This is a genomic window from Streptomyces sp. NPDC047886 (assembly GCF_043204435.1).
Classification (GTDB): Bacteria; Actinomycetota; Actinomycetes; order Streptomycetales; family Streptomycetaceae; genus Streptomyces.
The window spans coordinates 235,538-256,328 of the sequence record NZ_JBIDCF010000009.1 but is presented as its reverse complement, the minus strand read 5'-3'; the positions used below and the strand labels follow the sequence as shown (position 1 = coordinate 256,328).

Annotated in this window: 19 protein-coding genes; 2 read left to right on the top strand and 17 right to left on the bottom strand. The window is 71.5% G+C overall.

Going from position 1 to position 20,791, the window contains the following annotated elements; all coding sequences use genetic code 11:
- Positions 1-235: 235 nt before the first annotated feature.
- Entirely contained in the window at positions 236-1,498 is a 1,263-nt protein-coding gene (hisS, locus tag ACGF5U_RS26720) for a histidine--tRNA ligase (RefSeq protein ID WP_392718354.1), read from the bottom strand.
- A 12-nt stretch (positions 1,499-1,510) separates the two neighbouring features.
- Positions 1,511-2,218: an MBL fold metallo-hydrolase gene (locus ACGF5U_RS26715; RefSeq protein ID WP_392718356.1), complete on the bottom strand. Its 708-nt coding sequence runs from the start codon at positions 2,216-2,218 to the stop codon at positions 1,511-1,513.
- Positions 2,219-2,357: 139 nt separating this feature from the next.
- On the opposite strand from ACGF5U_RS26715, the gene ACGF5U_RS26710 reads away from it, so the two are divergent.
- Both ACGF5U_RS26710 and ACGF5U_RS26705 read left to right on the top strand, forming a co-directional pair.
- Positions 2,358-3,137 carry a peptidylprolyl isomerase gene (locus tag ACGF5U_RS26710; protein WP_392718358.1) on the top strand — a complete coding sequence of 260 codons (780 nt, stop codon included), beginning with the start codon at positions 2,358-2,360 and terminating at the stop codon, positions 3,135-3,137.
- A gap of 233 nt (positions 3,138-3,370) precedes the next feature.
- Positions 3,371-4,600 carry a DUF349 domain-containing protein gene (locus tag ACGF5U_RS26705; RefSeq protein WP_392718360.1) on the top strand — a complete coding sequence of 410 codons (1,230 nt, stop codon included), beginning with the start codon at positions 3,371-3,373 and terminating at the stop codon, positions 4,598-4,600.
- A 292-nt stretch (positions 4,601-4,892) separates the two neighbouring features.
- Here the strand turns inward: ACGF5U_RS26705 and ACGF5U_RS26700 are convergent, their stop codons facing one another.
- From ACGF5U_RS26700 to pgsA, 15 genes are all read right to left on the bottom strand, one after another.
- Complete coding sequence (locus tag ACGF5U_RS26700) at positions 4,893-7,394, bottom strand: RelA/SpoT family protein (protein ID WP_392718362.1); 2,502 nt, start codon at positions 7,392-7,394, stop codon at positions 4,893-4,895.
- A gap of 267 nt (positions 7,395-7,661) precedes the next feature.
- Positions 7,662-8,204, bottom strand: a complete 543-nt coding sequence (locus ACGF5U_RS26695; protein ID WP_392718364.1) for an adenine phosphoribosyltransferase — start codon at positions 8,202-8,204, stop codon at positions 7,662-7,664.
- Entirely contained in the window at positions 8,204-9,355 is a 1,152-nt protein-coding gene (secF, locus tag ACGF5U_RS26690; protein ID WP_392718366.1) for a protein translocase subunit SecF, read from the bottom strand. The genes ACGF5U_RS26695 and secF overlap by 1 nt, the downstream gene beginning before the upstream one ends.
- Before the next feature lies 1 nt (position 9,356).
- Positions 9,357-11,135, bottom strand: coding sequence for a protein translocase subunit SecD (gene secD / locus ACGF5U_RS26685; RefSeq protein WP_392718368.1), 1,779 nt, complete (start codon positions 11,133-11,135; stop codon positions 9,357-9,359).
- Positions 11,136-11,286: 151 nt separating this feature from the next.
- A complete protein-coding gene (yajC, locus tag ACGF5U_RS26680) occupies positions 11,287-11,751 on the bottom strand; it encodes a preprotein translocase subunit YajC (protein WP_392718370.1) in 465 nt (154 codons plus the stop codon).
- 164 nt (positions 11,752-11,915) lie between these two features.
- The gene (gene ruvB, locus ACGF5U_RS26675) at positions 11,916-13,031 is read right to left on the bottom strand and encodes a Holliday junction branch migration DNA helicase RuvB (protein ID WP_392718372.1); all 1,116 of its coding nucleotides are present in this window, start codon (positions 13,029-13,031) and stop codon (positions 11,916-11,918) included.
- Positions 13,032-13,069: 38 nt separating this feature from the next.
- Positions 13,070-13,687, bottom strand: a complete 618-nt coding sequence (gene ruvA / locus ACGF5U_RS26670; protein WP_392718374.1) for a Holliday junction branch migration protein RuvA — start codon at positions 13,685-13,687, stop codon at positions 13,070-13,072.
- Positions 13,684-14,265 (bottom strand): crossover junction endodeoxyribonuclease RuvC, encoded by a 582-nt coding sequence (ruvC, locus tag ACGF5U_RS26665; protein ID WP_392718376.1) that lies wholly within the window; start codon positions 14,263-14,265, stop codon positions 13,684-13,686. The genes ruvA and ruvC overlap by 4 nt, the downstream gene beginning before the upstream one ends.
- A gap of 112 nt (positions 14,266-14,377) precedes the next feature.
- On the bottom strand, positions 14,378-15,130 hold the full coding sequence (locus ACGF5U_RS26660) for a YebC/PmpR family DNA-binding transcriptional regulator (RefSeq protein ID WP_392718378.1): 753 nt from the start codon (positions 15,128-15,130) through the stop codon (positions 14,378-14,380).
- Positions 15,131-15,191: 61 nt separating this feature from the next.
- Positions 15,192-15,785, bottom strand: a complete 594-nt coding sequence (pdxT, locus tag ACGF5U_RS26655) for a pyridoxal 5'-phosphate synthase glutaminase subunit PdxT (RefSeq protein ID WP_392718380.1) — start codon at positions 15,783-15,785, stop codon at positions 15,192-15,194.
- Complete coding sequence (gene pdxS, locus ACGF5U_RS26650; protein ID WP_392718382.1) at positions 15,782-16,696, bottom strand: pyridoxal 5'-phosphate synthase lyase subunit PdxS; 915 nt, start codon at positions 16,694-16,696, stop codon at positions 15,782-15,784. Before pdxS ends, pdxT begins: the two co-directional genes overlap by 4 nt.
- Positions 16,697-16,818: 122 nt before the next feature.
- Positions 16,819-17,361, bottom strand: coding sequence for a hypothetical protein (locus ACGF5U_RS26645; RefSeq protein WP_392718384.1), 543 nt, complete (start codon positions 17,359-17,361; stop codon positions 16,819-16,821).
- A gap of 348 nt (positions 17,362-17,709) precedes the next feature.
- Positions 17,710-18,870 carry a glycosyltransferase family 4 protein gene (locus ACGF5U_RS26640; RefSeq protein WP_392718386.1) on the bottom strand — a complete coding sequence of 387 codons (1,161 nt, stop codon included), beginning with the start codon at positions 18,868-18,870 and terminating at the stop codon, positions 17,710-17,712.
- A complete protein-coding gene (locus tag ACGF5U_RS26635; protein WP_392718388.1) occupies positions 18,867-19,967 on the bottom strand; it encodes a phosphatidylinositol mannoside acyltransferase in 1,101 nt (366 codons plus the stop codon). Before ACGF5U_RS26635 ends, ACGF5U_RS26640 begins: the two co-directional genes overlap by 4 nt.
- The gene (gene pgsA / locus ACGF5U_RS26630; protein ID WP_392718390.1) at positions 19,964-20,665 is read right to left on the bottom strand and encodes a phosphatidylinositol phosphate synthase; all 702 of its coding nucleotides are present in this window, start codon (positions 20,663-20,665) and stop codon (positions 19,964-19,966) included. Before pgsA ends, ACGF5U_RS26635 begins: the two co-directional genes overlap by 4 nt.
- Positions 20,666-20,791 lie beyond the last annotated feature (126 nt).

Genomic DNA, 20,791 nt, shown 5'->3' with positions numbered 1-20,791 from the left:
CCTGAACTTGTCGAGCGTGATGACCCAGGCCGCCAGCAGCCCGGCCGCGCCCGTGACCACGAGCATCCACGCGAACGCCCTGCCCGCCCCCGTCGTCCGGGGGGCCGAGGACGCGTCGTCAACCGCCGGGGTCGTCGTCATACGGGTCGTTCCTCACGTGATCGCCGCCGAAGTGGTCATTGTGCCGCGCGGGCGGCAGCCGGGGGAACCCGGCTCCCGCCCCGCCGCCCGTGGGTCAGGCGAGCTTCGCCGCGAGCGTCGCCACGATCGCGTCCAGCTCGACCGGCTGCTGGTCGCCGGACTCCATGTCCTTGAGCTGGGCCACACCCTCGGCGAGATCGCGCTCGCCCAGGACGAGGGCGTAGCGGGCGCCGCTGCGGTTGGCCGCCTTCATCGATGCCTTGAGCCCCTTGCCGCCGTACGCGAAGTCCGTCGCCACCCCGGCCTTGCGGAGTGCGGTGACGACGCCGAACAGCCGGCGCCTGGCCTCTTCGCCGATCGGCACCGCGAACACGCTGGTCGCGGCGGGGATGTCGAGGGTGACGCCCTCGGCCTGCAGCGCCAGCACCGTACGGTCGACGCCGAGGGCCCAGCCCACGGACGGCAGCTCGGGGCCGCCGATCATCTCGGACAGGCCGTCGTAGCGGCCGCCGCCGCCCACCGCCGACTGCGAGCCCAGGCCGTCGTGGACGAACTCGAAGGTCGTACGGGTGTAGTAGTCCAGGCCGCGCACCAGCTTCGGGTCGTCCTCGAAGGAGACGCCGGCGGCCGTGATCAGCTCGCGCACCTCCTCGTGGTACGCCTTGCACGCGTCGCACAGGTAGTCGCGCAGCAGCGGCGCGCCGACGAGCTGCTTCTGGACGTCGGCGCGCTTGTCGTCGAGGACGCGCAGCGGGTTGATGTCGACGCGGCGACGGGTGTCCTCGTCCAGGTCCAGGCCGCGCAGGAAGTCCTGGAGGGCGGCGCGGTAGACCGGGCGGCACTCCTTGTCGCCGAGCGAGTTCAGCAGGATGCGGAAGTTCCGCAGGCCGAGCGAGCGGTACGCCTGGTCGGCGAGGATGATCAGCTCGGCGTCCAGGGCGGGGTCCTCCGCGCCGATCGCCTCGGCGCCGACCTGCGAGAAGTGGCGGTAGCGGCCCTTCTGCGGGCGCTCGTAGCGGTAGTACGAGCCCGAGTACCAGAGCTTGACGGGGAGGTTGCCCGCCTTGTGCAGGTTGGCTTCGAGAGCGGCGCGCAGGACGGACGCGGTGCCCTCGGGGCGCAGGGCGAGCCGGTCGCCGCCCTTGGTCTCGAAGGCGTACATCTCCTTGGTGACGATGTCGGTGGATTCACCGACACCGCGCGCGAACAGCTCGACGTTCTCGAAGCCGGGCGTCTCGATGTAGCCGTACCCGGAGTTCCGCAGCGGCGCGGCGATGGCCTCGCGCACGGCGAGGTAGGTGGCGCTGTCCGGCGGGAGCAGGTCGTAGGTGCCCTTGGGGGCCTGGAAGGTACTCACGGGGTTCTCTCGTCACATTCCTCGTCGGGGAGCGTCCGCGCTCCCGAGGCCGGCGGCCACGTCCCTGAGGTACGGGTTGGTGGCGCGCTCGCGGCCGATGGTCGTCTGGGGGCCGTGGCCGGACAGCACCACGGTCGAGTCGTCGAGGGGCAGGCACACGCGGGCCAGCGATCCGAGCATCTCGTCCATGTCACCGCCGGGCAGGTCGGTGCGTCCGATGGAGCCGGCGAACAGCAGGTCGCCCGAGAAGAACACGGACGGCACGTCCGCGGCCTCGGGCATCCTGAAGGTCACCGACCCCTTGGTATGGCCGGGCGCATGCGCGACGGAGAACTCCAGACCTGCCAGCGTCAGCCGCGCGCCGTCGGTGAGCTCGCGGACGTCGTCCGGCTCCCCCACGGTCAGCTCGCCCATCAGCGACGCCCCCACGGAGCGGCCGAGTGCCTTCTCCGGGTCGCTCATCATGTAGCGGTCGGCCGGGTGGATCCAGGCCGGAACGTCATGGGCCCCGCACACCGGGACGACGGAGGCGACATGGTCGATGTGGCCGTGGGTGAGGACGACGGCCACGGGCTTGAGCCGATGCTTCGCGAGCGTCTCCTCGACTCCTCGGGCCGCCTGGTGGCCCGGGTCGATGATCACGCACTCCTCGCCCGCGGCAGGGGCGACCAGGTAACAGTTGGTCCCCCAGGCCCCGGCGGGGAACCCGGCAATAAGCACGATCGTCCTCAAAAAGTCGTCCGGCGGAAGAATGCAGCAGTTCAGAGCCTACCGGCGCTGCTCATTCCACAGCCAACCCGTATACCGTACGGGCACATCCGGCCCGGACAGAACATTCGATCGACAAGGAGAAGACCCGGTGGTCAGCAGCGATCAGCGGCGGCGGCAGCTCGCCAGGGAGAAGTTCGAGCGGCAGCGGCAGCGCCGTGAGGAGGCGCGCAAGAAGGCCAGGCGCCGCAACTCGATCATCGCGGCGGCGCTCGCCGTGGTGATCGCGGCGGGAGTGGCCGCGTACGCCTCGGTCGGGCTGTCGGACGGGGACAGGAACGACTCGGCGTCGGATGCCGCCGGCAGCCCGTCGCCGAGCGAGAGCGCGACGCCGGAGCCGTCGATGGCCATCGACGAGAAGGCCGCGTACACGATGTCCCTCAAGACCGGCCAGGGCGACATCACGATCGCGATGGACGCCGCGAAGACCCCTCGTACGGTGAACTCGTTCAAGCACCTCGCCGACAAGAAGTACTTCGACACCACCAAGTGCCACCGCCTCACCACCGAGGGGATCTTCGTCCTCCAGTGCGGCGACCCGAAGGGCGACGGCACGGGCGGCCCCGGCTACAACATCCCGGACGAGAACCTGACCGCCCTCGGCAAGGCCGGCGCCGACGGCACCGTGACCTTCAAGGCGGGCACGGTGGCCATGGCCAACACGGGCCAGCCGGACAGCGGCGGCAGCCAGTTCTTCCTGGTGTACAAGGACACGAAGCTGCCGCCGTCGTACACGCCGTTCGGCACGATGGACGCGGCCGGTCTGAAGGCCGTCCAGAAGATCGCCGCGAGCGGTGTCGAGGGCGACGTCAAGGACGGCGCGCCCAAGAAGGCGGTCGTCATCCAGAAGGCCACCGTCAGCAAGGCGTGACCGGCGGCGCGGGCCCTCGGGAGGCGTCGGCGGGACCGCTCGCAGGGAGGCCCGGACGGCCCCGCCGAATTCGGTCGCGCTGGGAGCGGACAGCCGGGCGGCCGGTCGCCTAGATTGGCGTTGTGCAGCGCGGGCTGGTTTCGCGCTGTGGAGGGCGGGCGAGGCCCGCCGGGAAACTGTGGACGATGCCCAGGGGTGGGAACCCCTCGTCGGCATCATGTGGAGGAGGCGCTGTGAGCAGCGACCCGTGGGGCCGCGTCGACGAGACCGGCACCGTGTACGTGCGTACAGCCGACGGCGAGAAGGTCGTCGGATCGTGGCAGGCCGGTACTCCCGAGGAGGCGCTGGCCTACTTCGAGCGCAAGTACGAGGGCTTGGTTGTCGAGATCGGCCTCCTCGAACGGCGGGTGAAGACCACCGACCTGTCGGCGAAGGACGCGATGGCCGCCATCGACCACCTTCGTACGCAGGTCGACGAGCACCACGCCGTCGGTGACCTGGACGCGCTGTCCAAGCGGCTCGACAAGCTGGTCGCGACGGTGGAGTCCCGGCGCGAGGAGCGCAAGGCCCAGAAGGCCAAGCAGACCGACGAGGCCCGGCACGCCAAGGAGGCGCTGGTCGTCGAGGCCGAGGAGCTGGCGCAGAGCGAGCAGTGGCGGGCCGCCGGGGAGCGGCTGCGGGCGCTGGTGGACACCTGGAAGGGCCTGCCCCGGCTCGACCGGAAGTCCGACGACGAGCTGTGGCACCGCTTCTCGCACGCCCGGTCGGCGTTCTCCAAGCGGCGCAAGGCGCACTTCGCGTCGCTCGACGCGCAGCGCGAGGAGGCCCGCAAGGCGAAGGAGAAGCTGGTCGCCGAGGCCGAGGCGCTCTCCGGCTCCACCGACTGGGGTGCGACGGCCGCCCGCTACCGCGAGCTGATGGCGGACTGGAAGGCCGCGGGCCGTGCGCAGCGCGAGCACGAGGACGAGCTGTGGAACCGTTTCCGCGGCGCCCAGGACGTCTTCTTCGCGGCGCGCAGCGCGGTCTTCGCCGAGCGTGACGCGGAGCAGAGCGAGAACCTCAAGCTGAAGGAGGAGCTCGCCGCAGAGGCCGAGAAGCTGATGCCGGTGAAGGACCTGAAGGCGGCCCGCGCGGCCTTCCGGGCCATCAACGAGCGCTGGGAGGCGATCGGTCATGTGCCGCGTGACGCCCGCCCGAAGGTCGAGGGCCGGATGCACGCGGTGGAGCGGGCGATCCAGGAGGCCGAGGAGGCGGAGTGGCGCCGTACGAACCCGGAGGCACGCGCGCGTGCGGCGGGTCTGACGGGGCAGCTCCAGGACGCGGTCGACAAGCTGCGGAAGCAGATCGACGCGGCTCGCGCGGCGGGCAACGACGCCAAGGCGGACAAGCTCGCGCGTGAGCTGGAGGGCCGTCAGGCGCTGCTGGACCAGGCCCTGAAGGGTCTTCAGGAGTTCGGCGGCTGACCCTCTTTCGCGGGTGCTGACGCACTCCGCGCGACGGCGGCCTCGGTACGGGTGTTCCGTACCGGGGCCGCCGTCGTGTCGGGGCCTCGTGCGGAGCCGGCGTACAGGGCAGTCGTACGGGGCCGGCGTACAGGGCCGGCTCACGAGCAGTTGCACGGGGCCGACGTACGGGCAGTCGTACGGGGCCGACGTGCCGCGTCGCGCGCGGGCAGGCGTACACGGGCGGCGGCCGGAGCCGGGGCCGGGACGGGGCAGTCGTACGGCCCTGTCGTCCGGCCCCGGCCTCCGGGGGTTACGGGCGGCGCGCCGAGGTCACGCGGTACACGTCGTACACGCCCTCCACGCCCCTGACGGCCTTCAGGACGTGGCCCAGGTGCTTCGGGTCGCCCATCTCGAAGGTGAAGCGGGACGTGGCCACCCGGTCGCGGGACGTCTGCACGGCCGCCGACAGGATGTTGACGTGCTGGTCGGACAGGACGCGGGTGACGTCCGACAGGAGCCGGGACCGGTCCAGGGCCTCGACCTGGATGGCGACCAGGAAGACCGACGACTGGGTCGGCGCCCACTCGACGTCGAGGATCCGCTCGGGCTGCTGCGACAGCGAGTCCACGTTGACGCAGTCGGCGCGGTGAACCGATACGCCGCTGCCCCGGGTGACGAAGCCGATGATCGGGTCGCCGGGCACGGGCGTGCAGCACCGGGCGAGCTTGACCCACACGTCCTCGACGCCCTTGACCACGACACCCGGGTCCGCCTTCGTACGGCGCTTGCCGCGGCCGCGCGACGGCGGCACCGACTCGGCGATGTCCTCGGAGGCCGCCTCCTCGCCGCCGAGCGCCTGCACCAGCTTCTGCACGACGCCCTGGGCGGCGACATGGCCCTCGCCGATCGCCGCGTACAGCGACGAGATGTCGGGGTAGCGCATCTCGTGCGCGAGGGTGACGAGGGAGTCGCCGGTCAGGATCCGCTGGATCGGCAGGTTCTGCTTGCGCATGGCGCGCGCGATGGCGTCCTTGCCCTGCTCGATCGCCTCGTCGCGGCGCTCCTTGGAGAACCAGGCGCGGATCTTGTTGCGGGCGCGGGGCGACTTGACGAAGCCCAGCCAGTCGCGGGACGGGCCCGCGCCGGCCGCCTTGGAGGTGAAGACCTCCACCAGGTCGCCGTTGTCCAGGGTCGATTCGAGGGGCACGAGGCGCCCGTTGACGCGGGCCCCTATGGTGCGGTGCCCGACCTCGGTGTGGACGGCGTAGGCGAAGTCGACCGGGGTGGCGCCCGCGGGCAGCGCTATGACATCGCCCTTGGGGGTGAAGACGAAGACCTCGTTGCGCGACAGGTCGAAGCGCAGGGACTCCAGGAACTCGCTGGGGTCCTCGGTCTCCTTCTGCCAGTCCAGCAGCTGCCGCAGCCACGCCATGTCGTTGATGTGGTCGTCCTTGCCGGCCTTCTTCGGTACGTCGGTGCGCACCTTGGAGGCGCCGGCGACAGCGTCCTGCTTGTACTTCCAGTGCGCGGCGATGCCGTACTCGGCGCGGCGGTGCATGTCGAACGTGCGGATCTGGAGCTCGACGGGCTTGCCGTTGGGTCCGATGACCGTCGTGTGCAGCGACTGGTACATGTTGAACTTCGGCATCGCGATGTAGTCCTTGAACCGGCCGGGGACCGGGTTCCATCGCGCGTGGACGGTGCCGAGCGCGGCGTAGCAGTCGCGGACCGTGTCGACCAGGACGCGGATGCCCACCAGGTCGTAGATCTCGGCGAAGTCCCGGCCGCGGACGATCATCTTCTGGTAGACGCTGTAGTAGTGCTTGGGGCGTCCGGTGACGGTGGCCTTGATCCGGGCGGCCCGCAGGTCGGCCTGGACCTCGTCGGTCACTATGGCCAGGTACTCGTCCCGTTTGGGGGCGCGCTCGGCGACGAGCCGCACGATCTCGTCGTACATCTTGGGGTAGAGGATCGCGAAGGCGAGGTCCTCCAGCTCCCACTTGATGGTGTTCATGCCCAGGCGGTGGGCGAGCGGCGCGTAGATCTCCAGGGTCTCGCGGGCCTTCTTCTCCTGCTTCTCCCGCTTGAGATAGCGCATCGTGCGCATGTTGTGCAGGCGGTCGGCGAGCTTGATGACCAGGACGCGCGGGTCCTTGGCCATGGCGACGACCATCTTGCGGACGGTCTCGGCCTGCGCGGCCTCGCCGAACTTGACCTTGTCGAGCTTGGTGACGCCGTCGACGAGGAGCGCCACCTGGTCGCCGAAGTCGCGGCGGAGCGCGTCGAGCCCGTACTCGGTGTCCTCGACCGTGTCGTGCAGCAGACCCGCCATGAGGGTCGCCGGGTCCATGCCGAGCTCGGCGAGGATGGTGGTGACGGCGAGCGGGTGCGTGATGTACGGGTCGCCGCTCTTGCGCTTCTGGCCCCGGTGCCAGCGCTCGGCGACCTGGTAGGCGTGTTCGATCTGGCGGAGCGTCGAGGTCTCGATCTTCGGGTCGTTGCCGCGGACTATCCGGAGCAGCGGCTCCAGGACCGGGTTGTACGGCGACGAGCGCTGCACGCCCAGCCGGGCGAGGCGGGCGCGGACGCGGTTGGACGAGGCGCCCGCGCGGGCCACGGCGGGCGGTGCGGGCTTGGGTGCCGAAACCGGGGTCGGAGCGGAGTCACCGGCGCGCTGGGGCGTGGCGGGGCTCGGCTTCTCGCCGGGCCTGGGCCCGGCGGGCTTGTTCGGCGGCGTGGCCGAGGCTGCCGCGGCCTTGTCGGCCCGCTGGTCGGGGTTCGCGGCGGAGAGTGGCTGGGCCTCGTCTGGCAAGAGCGCTCCTCGTGCGGGTCCGGGTCCCCCGGTGAGGCCCGGAAATCCCATGGTATCGACCCCGGGCGTCACAGTGCTCACGGAGTTCCCGCACCGGGCGGCCGTGGGCGGGCGGCCCGTCCCCGGTGGGGGCGGGCCGCCGGTCGGGCAGCCGGGCCCGGACGCGCCGATGGGCGCTCCGGAGGGGTCCGGAGCGCCCATCGGGGCTCGTTCATCGCGCCGGCCGGGAGGCCGTGCGTACCGCGTATGCCGTGCGTACGGCGGCGGTCAGATCCGGATGAGGGCCTCCAGCGGGGCGCCCTCGAGGGAGCGCTCCAGCCGGGTGCGGCCGTCGAGGAAGCCGAGCTCCATGAGCACGGCGACCCCGGCGACCTCGGCCCCGGCCCGCCGGATCAGCTCCAGCGACGCCTCGGCCGTACCACCGGTGGCGAGGACGTCGTCGATGACCATGACCCGGTCGCCCGGTACCAGGTCCTCGGCGTGCACCTCGATCTCGGCGGTGCCGTACTCCAGCTCGTACGCCTGGCGCAGCGTCGCTCCGGGCAGCTTGCCCGCCTTGCGCATGGGCACGAAGCCCAGTCGCGCGGTGACGGCGACCGGGGCGGCGAGGATGAACCCGCGCGCCTCCAGACCGACGATCTTCGTGGCCTGCTGGCGTACGCACAGCTCGGTGAGGGCCTCGGTGAGCGCGGCGAAGGCCACCGGATCGGCGAGCAGCGGCGTGATGTCCTTGAACGTGATGCCCGGCGTGGGGTGGTCGGGAACGTCGCGGATACGGCTGAGCAGGAGCTCCCGGGTGTCGACGGTCATCAGCGCTGCCCGGTGGAGCGGCCGCGGACGCGGCTCGCCGGGTGGTTGCCGCGCGGGCCGACGACGGGTCCGGCGCCGACGCGGCCCGGCTCGTCGTCGGAGACCCGGGTGGAACCCTCGTCCGGCCCCGCCGTGCCGTTCTCCTCGTCGTCGGGGTCGTCCTCGCCGAGGCCGCGCTCGGCTCGCTTGGCCCGCTTGGCCAGGACGCGCCGGTCGTGCGCCACGACGTCCGGCTCCCGGCCCTTCAGCTCGACGACCACCGGGGTGGCGAGCATGATCGAGGAGTAGGTACCCGCGGTGAGGCCGACGAACAGCGACAGGGCGATGTCCTTCAGCATGCCGCCCCCGAGCAGGCCGGCGCCGATGAAGAGCAGGCCGCCCACCGGCAGCAGGGCGACGATCGAGGTGTTCACCGAGCGGACCAGGGTGGCGCTGAGCCCCTGGTTGGCGAGATCGCCGTAGGTGTAGCGGGACTGGTGGGTGAGGGTCTTGGTCTTCTCGTTGACCTTGTCGAACACCACCACGGTGTCGTAGAGCGAGTAGCCGAGGATCGTCAGCAGGCCGACCACCGTGCCGGGGGTGACCTCGAAGCCGACGATGGCGTACACGCCGACCGTGATCAGCAGGTCGTGGACGAGTGCCACGAGAGCGGCGGCCGCCATACGCCACTCGAAGGCGATCGCCAGGTAGACGCTCACCAGCACCAGGAAGATCGCCATACCCGTGAGGGCCTTGCTGGTCATCTGGTCGCCCCAGCTCGGGCCGACCAGCTCCGCGTCGAGCTTGTCGGACGCGATGCCGAGGTCCTTGGCGAGGGCTTCGCGGGTCTCACCGGAGGTCTCGGTGTCCAGGCCGGTCACCGTGATGCGCAGCGCGCCGTTGCCGAGCTTCTGCACCCGGGCGTCGCTGCCGGAGGCGGCCTGCGCGGTGGAGCGGGCCTCCTCGATGGAGATCGGGGCGTCGGCCGGGGTCGTGAAGACGGCACCGCCCTGGAACTCGACGCCCATGGACAGGCCCTTGAAGCCCAGTCCACCGAGCGAGATCGCGATCATGATCAGCGAGATCGCGTACCAGACCTTGCGGCGACCGATGAAGTCCACAGCGGTCTCGCCCCGGTACATGCGGGCGCCGAAGCTGCCGATCCGTGACATCTCAGGCCTCCTTCGGGTCGGCGGACTTCAGGGCCGAACGGCGTCCGCCTCGGATCGGTGGCCGGCCGGCCAGCCGCTTGGGGTCAAGACCGGACCACGGGTGGCCACTGGAGAAGAACTTCCGCCGGGCCAGCAGGCTGGTCAGCGGCTTGGTCAGCAGGAACACCACCACGACGTCCAGGAGGGTGGTGAGCCCGAGGACGAAGGCGAAGCCCTGGACCGAACCGACGGCGGCGAAGAACAGCACCACGGCCGCGAGGAAGGAGACCACGTCGGAGACGAGGATGGTGTGCCGGGCCCGGGGCCATGCCCGTTCGATGGCGGGGCGCACCGACCGCCCCTCGCGGACCTCGTCCCTGATCCTCTCGAAGTAGACGATGAAGGAGTCGGCCGTGATACCGATCGCCACGATGGCACCGCAGACGGCGGGCAGGCTGAGCGCCAGGCCGATGGCCGGACCCAGCAGGCTCATGATCGCGTAGGTCATGGCGCCCATGGCCAGGAGGCTGGCGATCGCCACGGCGGCGAGAGCCCGGTAGTACATGATCAGGTAGAGCATGACGAGCGCCAGACCGATGGCACCCGCGATCAGGCCCGCCTTCAGCTGCTCCCCGCCGAGCGTCGGCGAGATGGTGAGGACGTTGGCCTCTTCGAAGCTGAGCGGCAGCGCACCGTAGGACAGGATGTTGGCCAGGTCCTGCGCCGACTCCTGGGTGAAGCTGCCGGAGATCTCGGCGTTGGCGCTCAGCGTCTGCTGCACGGACGGGGCCGAGACGACCTGGCCGTCGAGCGTGATCGCGAACTGGTTCATCGGCGGCGACTGCTGCGACAGCTTGCTGGTGATCTTCTGGAACTTCTTGGAACCGGCGGAGGTGAACTCCATCTGCACGATCCACTGGCCGCGCTGCTGGTCGATCGTGGCGTTGGCCTTGTCCACGTCGGTACCGGCGACCTCGGCCGGGCCGAGGATGTACTTGGCGTCGCCTTCGGTGCCGCATGCCACGGTCGGCTTCTCCGCCGGAACGTTGCTGGCCGGGTTGGGCACGGCCTTCTTGTCGCCGGACTTGGCCGCCTTGGGCGTGCAGTCGAGCGCGGCGAACTGCTGCTCCAGCTGCGCGTCGGCCGCGTCGCCGGGAGGCGTGGGCGCCGTCGGCGTCGGGGACCCCGAGGCGTCCGGCGAGGTGGAGGCGCCGGGAGTGGTGCTCGGGGTGGGCGCCTTCTTCAGAACGTCGCTGGCGGCACGGCCCTGCGTGGTGGCGCTGGCGGAGGGTGTCGCCGAGGTGCCCGCACCGGCCGAGGCCGAGGTCGACGGGCTCGCGGAGGGCTCCGTGGACGAGGTGGGGCTGTCGGACGGCGTGGGCGCGGTCGGTCCGCTCGGGGCCCAGGTCAGCACCGGACGGAAGTGCAGCTGAGCGGTCGTGCCGACCTGCTCTCGCGCCTGCTTCTCGTTGGTCCCCTTGGGGATGGTCACGACGATGTTGCGGTCACCCTGTGTCTGGACCTCGGCCTCGGAGACACCCAGACCGTTGACCCGGCGGTCGATGATGCCGACCGCGGTGTTCAGGTTGGTCGGGTTGACCGCTTCCTCCTGACCCGGCTGCGCCTTCGCCTCCAGCGTGATGGTCGTCCCACCCGCGAGGTCGATGCCCAGCCGCGGCGTGGTGGCCTTGAAGAGGAACATTGCCCCCCCGAGGGCCACCATGACGCTCAGGATGAGGGCGAGCGCACGGCCCGGCCTGCCTGGGCCGCTGGGCCTCCGGCCCTTCTTCGGTGCTGCCACCTTCTCGATTCTCCCTGTCCAACCGCCCCGCGCAGGGTGTGCGCGGGGCGGCCACGAAGTGTGTGTGGGGACCTGCCCCCGCAGATACCGATGTGGACACGACCCGGGGACCGCGGACGCCGGTGGGCGTCACCGCGGTCCCCGTACGCGTCTACTTCGCGTCGGCCTCGCCGCCGCCCTTGCCGTCCCGCGGCTCGGCGTCGTCCGTGTCGGCCTTCTTGGTGAGGTCCGGCTTGGCGTCGCCCGAGGCACCGCCGGCGGCGTCGGTGGGCTCGGTCAGCGAGGACGCGTCGTCCGGGACGACCGGGCCGTCGACCTTGAGGTCGCCGGCGGTCTCACCGTGAACGATGCGGTTGTACTCCTCGTCGTCGAGGACGGCGCCGATCGCGTTCTTCGCGTACACCGCGTGAACGCCGGGCGCGACCTCGAGGAGGACCGTGTCGTCGCCGACCTCCTTGACGGTGGCGTACATCCCCCCGATCGTGCGCACACCGGTGCCGGGCTGCATCTGGTCGCGCATCGCCGCCGCCGCTTGCTGCTTCTTCTTGGCGGAGCGGGTCATCAGGAACATGGCCCCGATGAGCACGATGAAGGGGAGGAGAGTCACGAAATCCACGGGACGGTATTCCTTCGCACGACCGCGCTGGTGAGCGGCCTGGTCTACGGGGGTGGGCACGCCGACCTGAAAGGGCGGCATCGGCGGAGTCTAGGCGAGTCCGCATCAATGGAACAACGCCCAGCATCGCACCGCGGTTCCTGACCCCGCGAGTCTCCGCGCCGTCACGTCCCGAACAGCCCCTGTTGTCCGCTTGCGGGCCCGCCCGCCTGCGGCGCGACCAGTCCGAGATGCGCCCACGCGGCGGGCGTCGCTACCCGGCCACGGGGCGTGCGCGCCAGCAGCCCCTCCCGCACCAGGAACGGTTCGGCCACCTCCTCGACCGTCTCGCGCTCCTCCCCCACGGCCACCGCGAGGGTCGACAGACCGACCGGTCCGCCGCCGAACAGCTTCAGCAGGGCCTCCAGGACGGCACGGTCCAGCCGGTCCAGCCCCCGGGCGTCGACCTCGTACACCGCGAGGGCCGTCGCCGCGATGTCCCTCGTGACCAGCCCGTCCGCCTTCACCTGCGCGTAGTCCCGGACGCGGCGCAGCAGGCGGTTGGCGATGCGGGGCGTGCCACGGGAGCGGCCGGCGATCTCGGCGGCGCCCGCCGGGTCGATCTCGACGTCGAGGAGCTGGGCGGAGCGGTGCACGACGCGCTCCAGCTCGGCCGGGGCGTAGAACTCCATGTGGGCGGTGAAACCGAACCGGTCGCGCAGCGGGGGCGGCAGCAGGCCGGCCCGGGTGGTGGCGCCGACCAGGGTGAACGGCGGCAGTTCGAGGGGGATGGCGGTGGCGCCCGGGCCCTTGCCGACGATGACGTCGACGCGGAAGTCCTCCATCGCCATGTAGAGCATCTCCTCGGCGGGCCGGGACATGCGGTGGATCTCGTCGAGGAAGAGGACCTCGCCCTCCTGGAGGGAGGAGAGGATCGCGGCGAGGTCGCCGGCGTGCTGGATGGCGGGGCCGGACGTGATCCGGATGGGGGCGCCCATCTCCGCCGCGATGATCATGGAGAGGGTGGTCTTGCCGAGGCCGGGCGCACCGGAGAGCAGGACGTGGTCGGCGGTCGCGCCGCGCGCCAGGGCTGCCTTGAGTACCAGGTCGAGCTGCTCGCGGACGCGCTCCTGCCCCACGAACTCGTCCAGCGACTTGGGCCGGAGCGCGGCCTCGACGGCCTGGTCCTCGCCGTCGGCGGACGCGCCGACGAGCCGCTCGTCGGCCCCGTGCCCCGGCGCGGGCACCCGGCCGGCCGGGGTCTCGCGGGCGGTGTCGTCGCTGGTGTCGTCCCAGTCCATGGGGGTGTGCCTCACGGTCTTCCGGTCGTCGCCGCTGGTCAGCGGGTGCGGTTCAGGGTCTGGAGGGCGGCCTTGAGCAGCTGCCCGATCTGCGGTTCACCGGCGGCCGCCTCGGCCTGCGGGGCGACCGCGGCCACCGCGTCGTCCGCCTCACGCGTCGCGTAGCCGAGGCCGATCAGCGCGGCGTGCAACTGGTCGCGCCACGAGGGGGCGGCCGCGGCGGCGGCCCCCTGGCGGCCGATGTGCGCGCCGGTCGGCTCGCCGAGCCGGTCCTTGAGCTCCAGCAGCAGCTTCTGGGCGCCCTTCTTGCCGATGCCGGGCACGGCGGTGAGCGCCTTCTCGTCGCCGGTGGCGACCGCGACGCGCAACGCGTCCGGGGTGTGCACGGCCAGCATGGCCTGGGCGAGGCGCGGGCCGACGCCGCTGGCGGTCTGGAGCAGTTCGAAGACCTGGCGCTCGTCGTCGTCGGCGAAGCCGTACAGGGTCAGCGAGTCCTCGCGGACGACCAACGACGTGGCCAGCCGGGCCTCCTGACCGACCCTCAGGCCAGCGAGGGTGCCGGGGGTGCACTGGACGGCCATGCCGACGCCGCCGACCTCGATCACGGCCGTGGTCGGGGCGAGGGCGGCGACGGGGCCGCTCACGAAGGCGATCATGCGGTATGGCCTTTCGCTGCGCGTCGCGCGGATACGGGGGCGGGGCCACGCGCCGGGGGCCGCGCGGCCCGGTGCGCCGCGGCCGCCTGCTGGAGGCGGTTCTGCGCGGGCGCCCGCCAGATGTGGCAGATCGCCAGGGCGAGGGCGTCGGCCGCGTCGGCCGGCCTGGGCGGGGCGTCGAGCCGCAGCAGCCGGGTCACCATCGCGCCCACCTGCGCCTTGTCGGCCCGGCCGCTGCCGGTGACGGATGCCTTGACCTCGCTGGGCGTGTGCAGCGCGACGGGGATGCCACGGCGGGCCGCGCACAGCATGGCGACCGCGCTCGCCTGGGCGGTGCCCATCACCGTCCGTACGTTGTGCTGACTGAACACCCGCTCGACAGCGACCAGTTCGGGGCGGTGCGCGTCGAGCCACTCCTCTATGCCGCGCTCGATGGCGACGAGGCGGTCGCCGATGTCCGCGTCGGCGGGGGTACGGACGACTCCGACTCCGAGCATGGTCAACGGCCGCCCTGCCACACCCTCGACGACACCGATACCACAGCGGGTCAGACCCGGGTCCACACCGAGAACGCGCACGCCACCCCTCCCCTCTCCGCACCTGACGACTGCGGTCAGACTAACCGCCGCCTCTGACAACGCGACGGGCCGACGGGGGTGTGTTCCCGTCGGCCCGTCGTGCGTACGCGGATCAGGCGTCGACCTTCTCCATGACGTCGTCGGAGACGTCGAAGTTGGCGAAGACGTTCTGCACGTCGTCGCTGTCCTCCAGCGCGTCGATCAGCTTGAAGATCTTGCGCGCGCCCTCCTCGTCCAGCTCGACCTGCATGGTCGGGACGAAGCTGGCCTCCGCCGACTCGTAGTCGATACCGGCGTCCTGGAGCGCGGTGCGGACCGCGACGAGGTCGGTGGCCTCGCTGATGACCTCGAAGTTCTCACCGAGGTCGTTGACCTCTTCGGCACCGGCGTCGAGGACGGCACCGAGGACGTCGTCCTCCGTCAGCTCGCCCTTCGGCAGGACGACGACGCCCTTGCGGTTGAACAGGTACGACACCGAGCCCGGGTCGGCCATCGAGCCGCCGTTGCGGGTCATGGCGACCCGGACGTCCGACGCGGCGCGGTTGCGGTTGTCGGTGAGGCACTCGATGAGCACCGCGACACCGTTCGGGCCGTAGCCCTCGTACATGATCGTCTCGTAGTCGGCGCCACCGGCCTCCAGGCCGGCACCGCGCTTGACGGCGGAGTCGATGTTCTTGTTCGGGACCGAGCTCTTCTTCGCCTTCTGGATGGCGTCGAAGAGCGTCGGGTTGCCGTCGGGGTCGGCGCCGCCGGTACGGGCCGCCACCTCGACGTTCTTGATCAGCTTCGCGAAGAGCTTGCCGCGCTTGGCGTCGATCACGGCCTTCTTGTGCTTCGTCGTAGCCCATTTAGAGTGGCCGGACATCTGCCTGTCTCCTTCGCGTAACCCATACTGAACGAACCCCAGAGATCCTACCGGGATCCTCTCAGGCCGCCGCGCGCACCATCTCGACGAACAGCGCGTGCATCCGGTGGTCGCCGGTGAGTTCCGGATGGAACGAGGTGGCCAGCGCGTTGCCCTGGCGCACGGCGACGATGTGACCGTCGTACTCGGCGACGACCTCCACCCGCGCTCCCGTCGACTCGACCCACGGGGCGCGGATGAACACGCCCTCCACGGGGCCGCCCTCGACACCGGCGACCTCGACGGACGCCTCGAACGACTCGTTCTGCCGCCCGAAGGCGTTACGGCGGACGATCATGTCGATGCCGCCGAACGTCTCCTGGCCCGAACGCGGGTCGAGGATCTTGTCGGCGAGCATGATCAGACCGGCGCAGGTGCCGTAGACCGGCATCCCGGCCGCGATGCGCTCACGGAGCGGCTCCAGCATGCCGAAGAGGTTCGCCAGCTTGGAGATCGTGGTGGACTCGCCGCCGGGTATGACCAGGCCGTCGACCTCGGCGAGCTCCTCGGGGCGCCGGACCGGCCTGGCCACGGCGTCGGCCGCGGCCAGGGCGATCAGGTGCTCCCGTACATCGCCCTGGAGCGCCAGGACGCCGATGACGGGAGTGGTCATCACCAGCCCCGGTTCGCGTAGCGCTCGGCCTCGGGCAGCGTGTCGCAGTTGATGCCGACCATGGCCTCGCCCAGGTTGCGGGAGGCGTCCGCGATGATCTTCGGGTCGTCGTAGAAGGTGGTGGCCTTCACGATGGCGGCGGCGCGCTTGGCCGGGTCGCCCGACTTGAAGATGCCCGAGCCGACGAAGACGCCCTCGGCGCCGAGCTGGCGCATCAGCGCGGCGTCGGCCGGGGTCGCCACGCCACCGGCGGAGAACAGCACCACCGGCAGCTTGCCGAGCTGGGCGACCTCCGCGACGAGCTCGTACGGGGCACGCAGCTCCTTGGCCGCGGCGTACAGCTCGTTGTTGTCGAAACCGCGCAGCTTGGCGATCTCGTTCTTGATCTGGCGCAGGTGGCGGACCGCCTCGACGACGTTGCCGGTGCCGGCCTCGCCCTTGGAGCGGATCATGGCCGCGCCCTCGGCGATCCGGCGCAGGGCCTCACCGAGGTTGGTGGCGCCGCACACGAACGGGGTGGTGAAGGCCCACTTGTCGGAGTGGTTGACCTCGTCGGCCGGGGTCAGGACCTCGGACTCGTCGATGTAGTCCACACCCAGCGACTGCAGAACCTGGGCCTCGACGAAGTGCCCGATGCGGGACTTGGCCATCACGGGGATGGAGACCGCGTCGATGATCTCTTCGATCATGTTGGGGTCGGACATACGGGCGACGCCGCCGTCCTTGCGGATGTCGGCGGGGACCCGCTCCAGCGCCATGACGGCGACGGCGCCGGCGTCCTCGGCGATCTTGGCCTGCTCGGCGTTGACCACGTCCATGATCACGCCGCCCTTGAGCTGCTCGGCCATGCCGCGCTTGACGCGCGCGGTGCCGGTCTCGGGGGACTGCGGGCTGGTGGGGAGCGTGCTGGACACGGAGGACCTCACTGGGGAAAACGGGACGGGTGGAACACCCGAGGACAACACCAGTGAGGAAACACGGACCGACCAGGCCACAGCAAGGGCCAATGGGGAGCCGGTGGCTCGTTTTGGGGTGGCTAGGACGCGCGGTCGGCGAGCGCGACGGGCGGCTCGTCGTCCATCTCGAACGCCATCGGGAACGGCGCGTGCCCCGCGAGCCGGAACCAGCGCACCTTGCGGTGCCTGCGCAGCGCGCGTGCGGCCCGTACGGCGTCGTTGTGGAACCGCCGGGCCATCGGCACCCGCCGTACGGCGGCGGCGAGCTCCCCGGCCGCCTCCTCACCCCCGGGCGCCTCCCGTACCGCGTCCACCTGCTCCTGCTCGCCGAACACGGCCCGCAGCGCCTGGCTCAGCTCGCTCTCGGCGACCTCCCGCTGCTCCTCCTCGGCCTGCCGGGCCGCGTGCGCCGCCTGGTACAGCACGATCGACGCCGCCGGATCCAGCACCCCCGATGTGGCCAGCTCCTGGGTGACCGAGGCCCGGCGCAACAACTGGGCGTCGAGCGCGGCACGCGCGGCGTCGATCCGGGCGTGCAGCCGGTCGAGCCGCCCCGCGGTCCAGCTGAGGTACAGGCCGATCGCGAACAGGGCGACGACGATCCAGATCAGGGTTACGGTCACGGCCCGAAAGGCTACCCCCGCCCACCGAGGAGACCACGACACAGACCGCACCCGGCGACAACAACGCACGCGGCCGCAACCAACCCCCAAAGGCCCAACCCACGCCACACACGCACCCGGCCACAACAACGCACGCGGCCGCAACCAGCCCCCCAAGGGCCACAACCCACACCACACAGAGACCCGCACCCGGCGACGGCGACGGGTGGGGCCGTGGAGGGTCGTCCCCGCAGGGGTCGGCGGCCGCTGTCGGGCACGCGATACGTGTACGGAGGGCCGCCGGCCCCGAGGAGTCGAGCCCGGAACGGTCACGCCCCCACCCACCGCGCCGGCCGCGCCGGAGAGGCGCTAGTCCCGGGCGAGGCCCCAGCGGGCCCAGAGGCCGGTGCGCTCGTCCGTGGCGACCGACGCCGCGCCGTCCGTCACCGTCTCGTACACCGCCAGGATGTCCGCGCCGACCGTCGACCAGTCGAAGCGCCGGACGTGCGCGCTGCCCCGCTCGCTCAGCTCCGCCCGTCGCGCCGGGTCGTCGAGCAGCCGGATCGCGGCGCGCGCGAGGGCGTCGGCGTCCTCGTTGGCGAACAGCTCTCCCGCCGCGCCCTGGTCCAGCACCTGCGCGAACGCGTCCAGATCGCTCGCCAGCACGGGCGCGCCCGCCGACAGCGCCTCGACCAGGATGATCCCGAAGCTCTCGCCGCCGGTGTTGGGCGCCACGTACACGTCGACGCTCCGCAGCAGCCGCGCCTTGTCCTCGTCGCTGACCATGCCGAGGAACTCCACCCGCTGCCGCATGTCCTCCGGCAGCGACGCGACGGCCTCCTCCTCGTCGCCGCGTCCCGCGACGAGCAGCCGCGTCCGGGGCCGGGCTTCGAGGATCTTCGGGAGCGCCTTCATCAGCACGGGCAGGCCCTTGCGGGGCTCGTCGATCCGCCCGATGAACCCCAGGGTGTCGCCCTGCCACGCCTCCTTCGGCTCGGCCCTGGCGAAGAAGTCCACGTCGACGCCGTTGGGGATGACCACCGCGTCGCCGCCGAGGTGCTCCACCAGGGTGCGCCGCGCGTACTCGCTCACCGCGATCCGGGCGCTGATCTTCTCCAGCGCCGGCTGGAGGATCGGATACGCCGCGATCATCGCCCGCGACCGGGGGTTGGAGGTGTGGAACGTCGCGACGATCGGCCCCTGCGCCGCCCAGCAGGACAGCAGGCCCAGCGACGGCGACGCCGGCTCATGGATGTGGATCACGTCGAACGTGCCGTCGTGCAGCCAGCGACGTACGCGGGCGGCCGACAGGAAGCCGAAGTTCAGCCGGGCCACGGACCCGTTGTACGGCACGGGTACGGCGCGGCCCGCCGACACCACGTACGGCGGCAGCGGCGTCCCGTCGTCGGCGGGGGCCAGCACGGAGACCTCGTGACCGAGCCGGATCAGATGCTCCGCGAGGTCCCTGATGTGGAACTGGACGCCGCCGGGGACGTCCCAGGAGTAGGGGCAGACGATGCCGATCCTCACGAGGCGCCCTCCGCAGAAGAGTCTCCGGCCGCGGACGAACCCCCGGCAGGCCCCCCAGGTCCCTCATCACCCACAGAACGCACATCACCCACAGAACCCACAGAACCCACCGCACCCACATCACCCGCAGAACCCACCGCACCCACCGCACCCACATCACCCGCAGAACCCACCGCACCCACATCACCCGCAGGGGCCTTCGCCGGATCCAGGTCCGCGAGCCAGAGCCGCTGGAGCATGTGCCAGTCCTGCGGATGGTCGGCGATACCGGTCGCGAACGCGTCGGCCAGCGCCTGCGTCATCACGGCGGTCCGCTCGCCGCGGGTCCCCGCCTCGGGGACGTCCACCGGCGGGTGCACCCGCCCCTTCATCACCGGGGAGTCGTCGTACCACAGCGTCACCGGGAGCAGCAGCGCCCCGGTCTGCTGGGCCAGCAGCGCGGGCCCGGCCGGCATCCGCGCCGTCTCGCCGAAGAACTTCACCTCGACACCCGAGGCCGACAGGTCACGGTCGGCGACCAGGCACACCAGCCCGCCGGACCGCAGCCGCCGCGCCAGCGTCCCGAACGCCGCGCCACCCGTGTGCGGCAGCACCTCCATGCCCAGCGACTCCCGGTACGCCACGAACCGGTCGTACAGCGTCTCGGGCTTCAGCCGTTCCGCGACGGTGGTGAACGGCACGCCCAGGGCACGGGTCACCCACACCCCGGCCAGGTCCCAGTTCGCCAGGTGCGGCAGCGCCAGGACCACTCCCTTCCCGGCGGCGAGCCCGTCCGTCAGGTGGTGCACGTCCCGCACGTCGAAGCCGCGCTTCACCCGCTCCGCGCTCCATGTCGGCAGCCGGAACGACTCCATCCAGTAGCGCATGTACGAGCGCATCCCGGCCTTGGACAGCTCGGCGAGCCTGGCCGGCGAGGCATCGGGGACGACCCGCGCCAGATTGGACTCCAGCCGCCGCACGCTCGTACCGCGCCGCTTCCACGCCGTGTCGGCGATGCGACGCCCGAGCCCCGCGGCGACCGGCTCCGGAAGCTTCTTCACCGTGCTCCACCCCAGCCCGTACAGGGCGTCGGTCAGCCGGTCCCTCGCCGCGCTCATGACGTGGCCTCACTCCCCCTCGCGCCTTCGGCACCCGCGCCCCCGGCACCCGGCTCGGCGCCCGCCGCGGCATCCGCCTCGGCCGCCTCGCGCCGTACCGTCACCACTCGCTGCCCCAGTGTCACCGCGCTGCCGACGGCGACCACCCAGAGGGCGATCGGCAGCAGGATCTGGATCCCCGGCACCCCGAACCCGTGCAGGCCCGCGAGTCCCGCCGCCACCAGCGAGACCACCAGCCGCTCCGCCCGCTCCACCAGGCCGTTCACCGCCACCGGAAGCCCGATCGACTCACCGCGTGCCTTCGTGTACGACACCACCTGCCCGCTCGCCAGGCAGAAGATGGCCACGGCACACAACACATTGTCGTCGCCACGGCCCGCGTACCACAGGGCGAAGCCACCGAAGACGGCGCCGTCGGCTACCCGGTCCAGCGTCGAGTCGAGGAACGCGCCCCACCGGCTGGACACACCGGCCTGACGGGCCATGTTGCCGTCGACGAGATCGGAGAACACGAACAGCGTGATGACGATCGTGCCCCAGAAGAACTCCCCGCGTGGGAAGAAGACCAGCGCACCCGCCACCACACCGGCCGTACCGATCAGGGTGACGGCGTCGGGACTCACCCCGCGACGCAGGAGAAACGCGGCGAACGGTGTGAGAACACGCGTGAAGAACGCACGCGCGTACTTGTTCAGCATGGCCTTCCCGAGGGGTCGGAGAGCCGCGCGGCCCCATCGGCCACCGGCTGGCCCATCGTAGTCACGCCCACCCCCCGTCGGCGCCGGGCACCCGGCGCCACCCGCCCCGACGTCGCCGTATGTCCG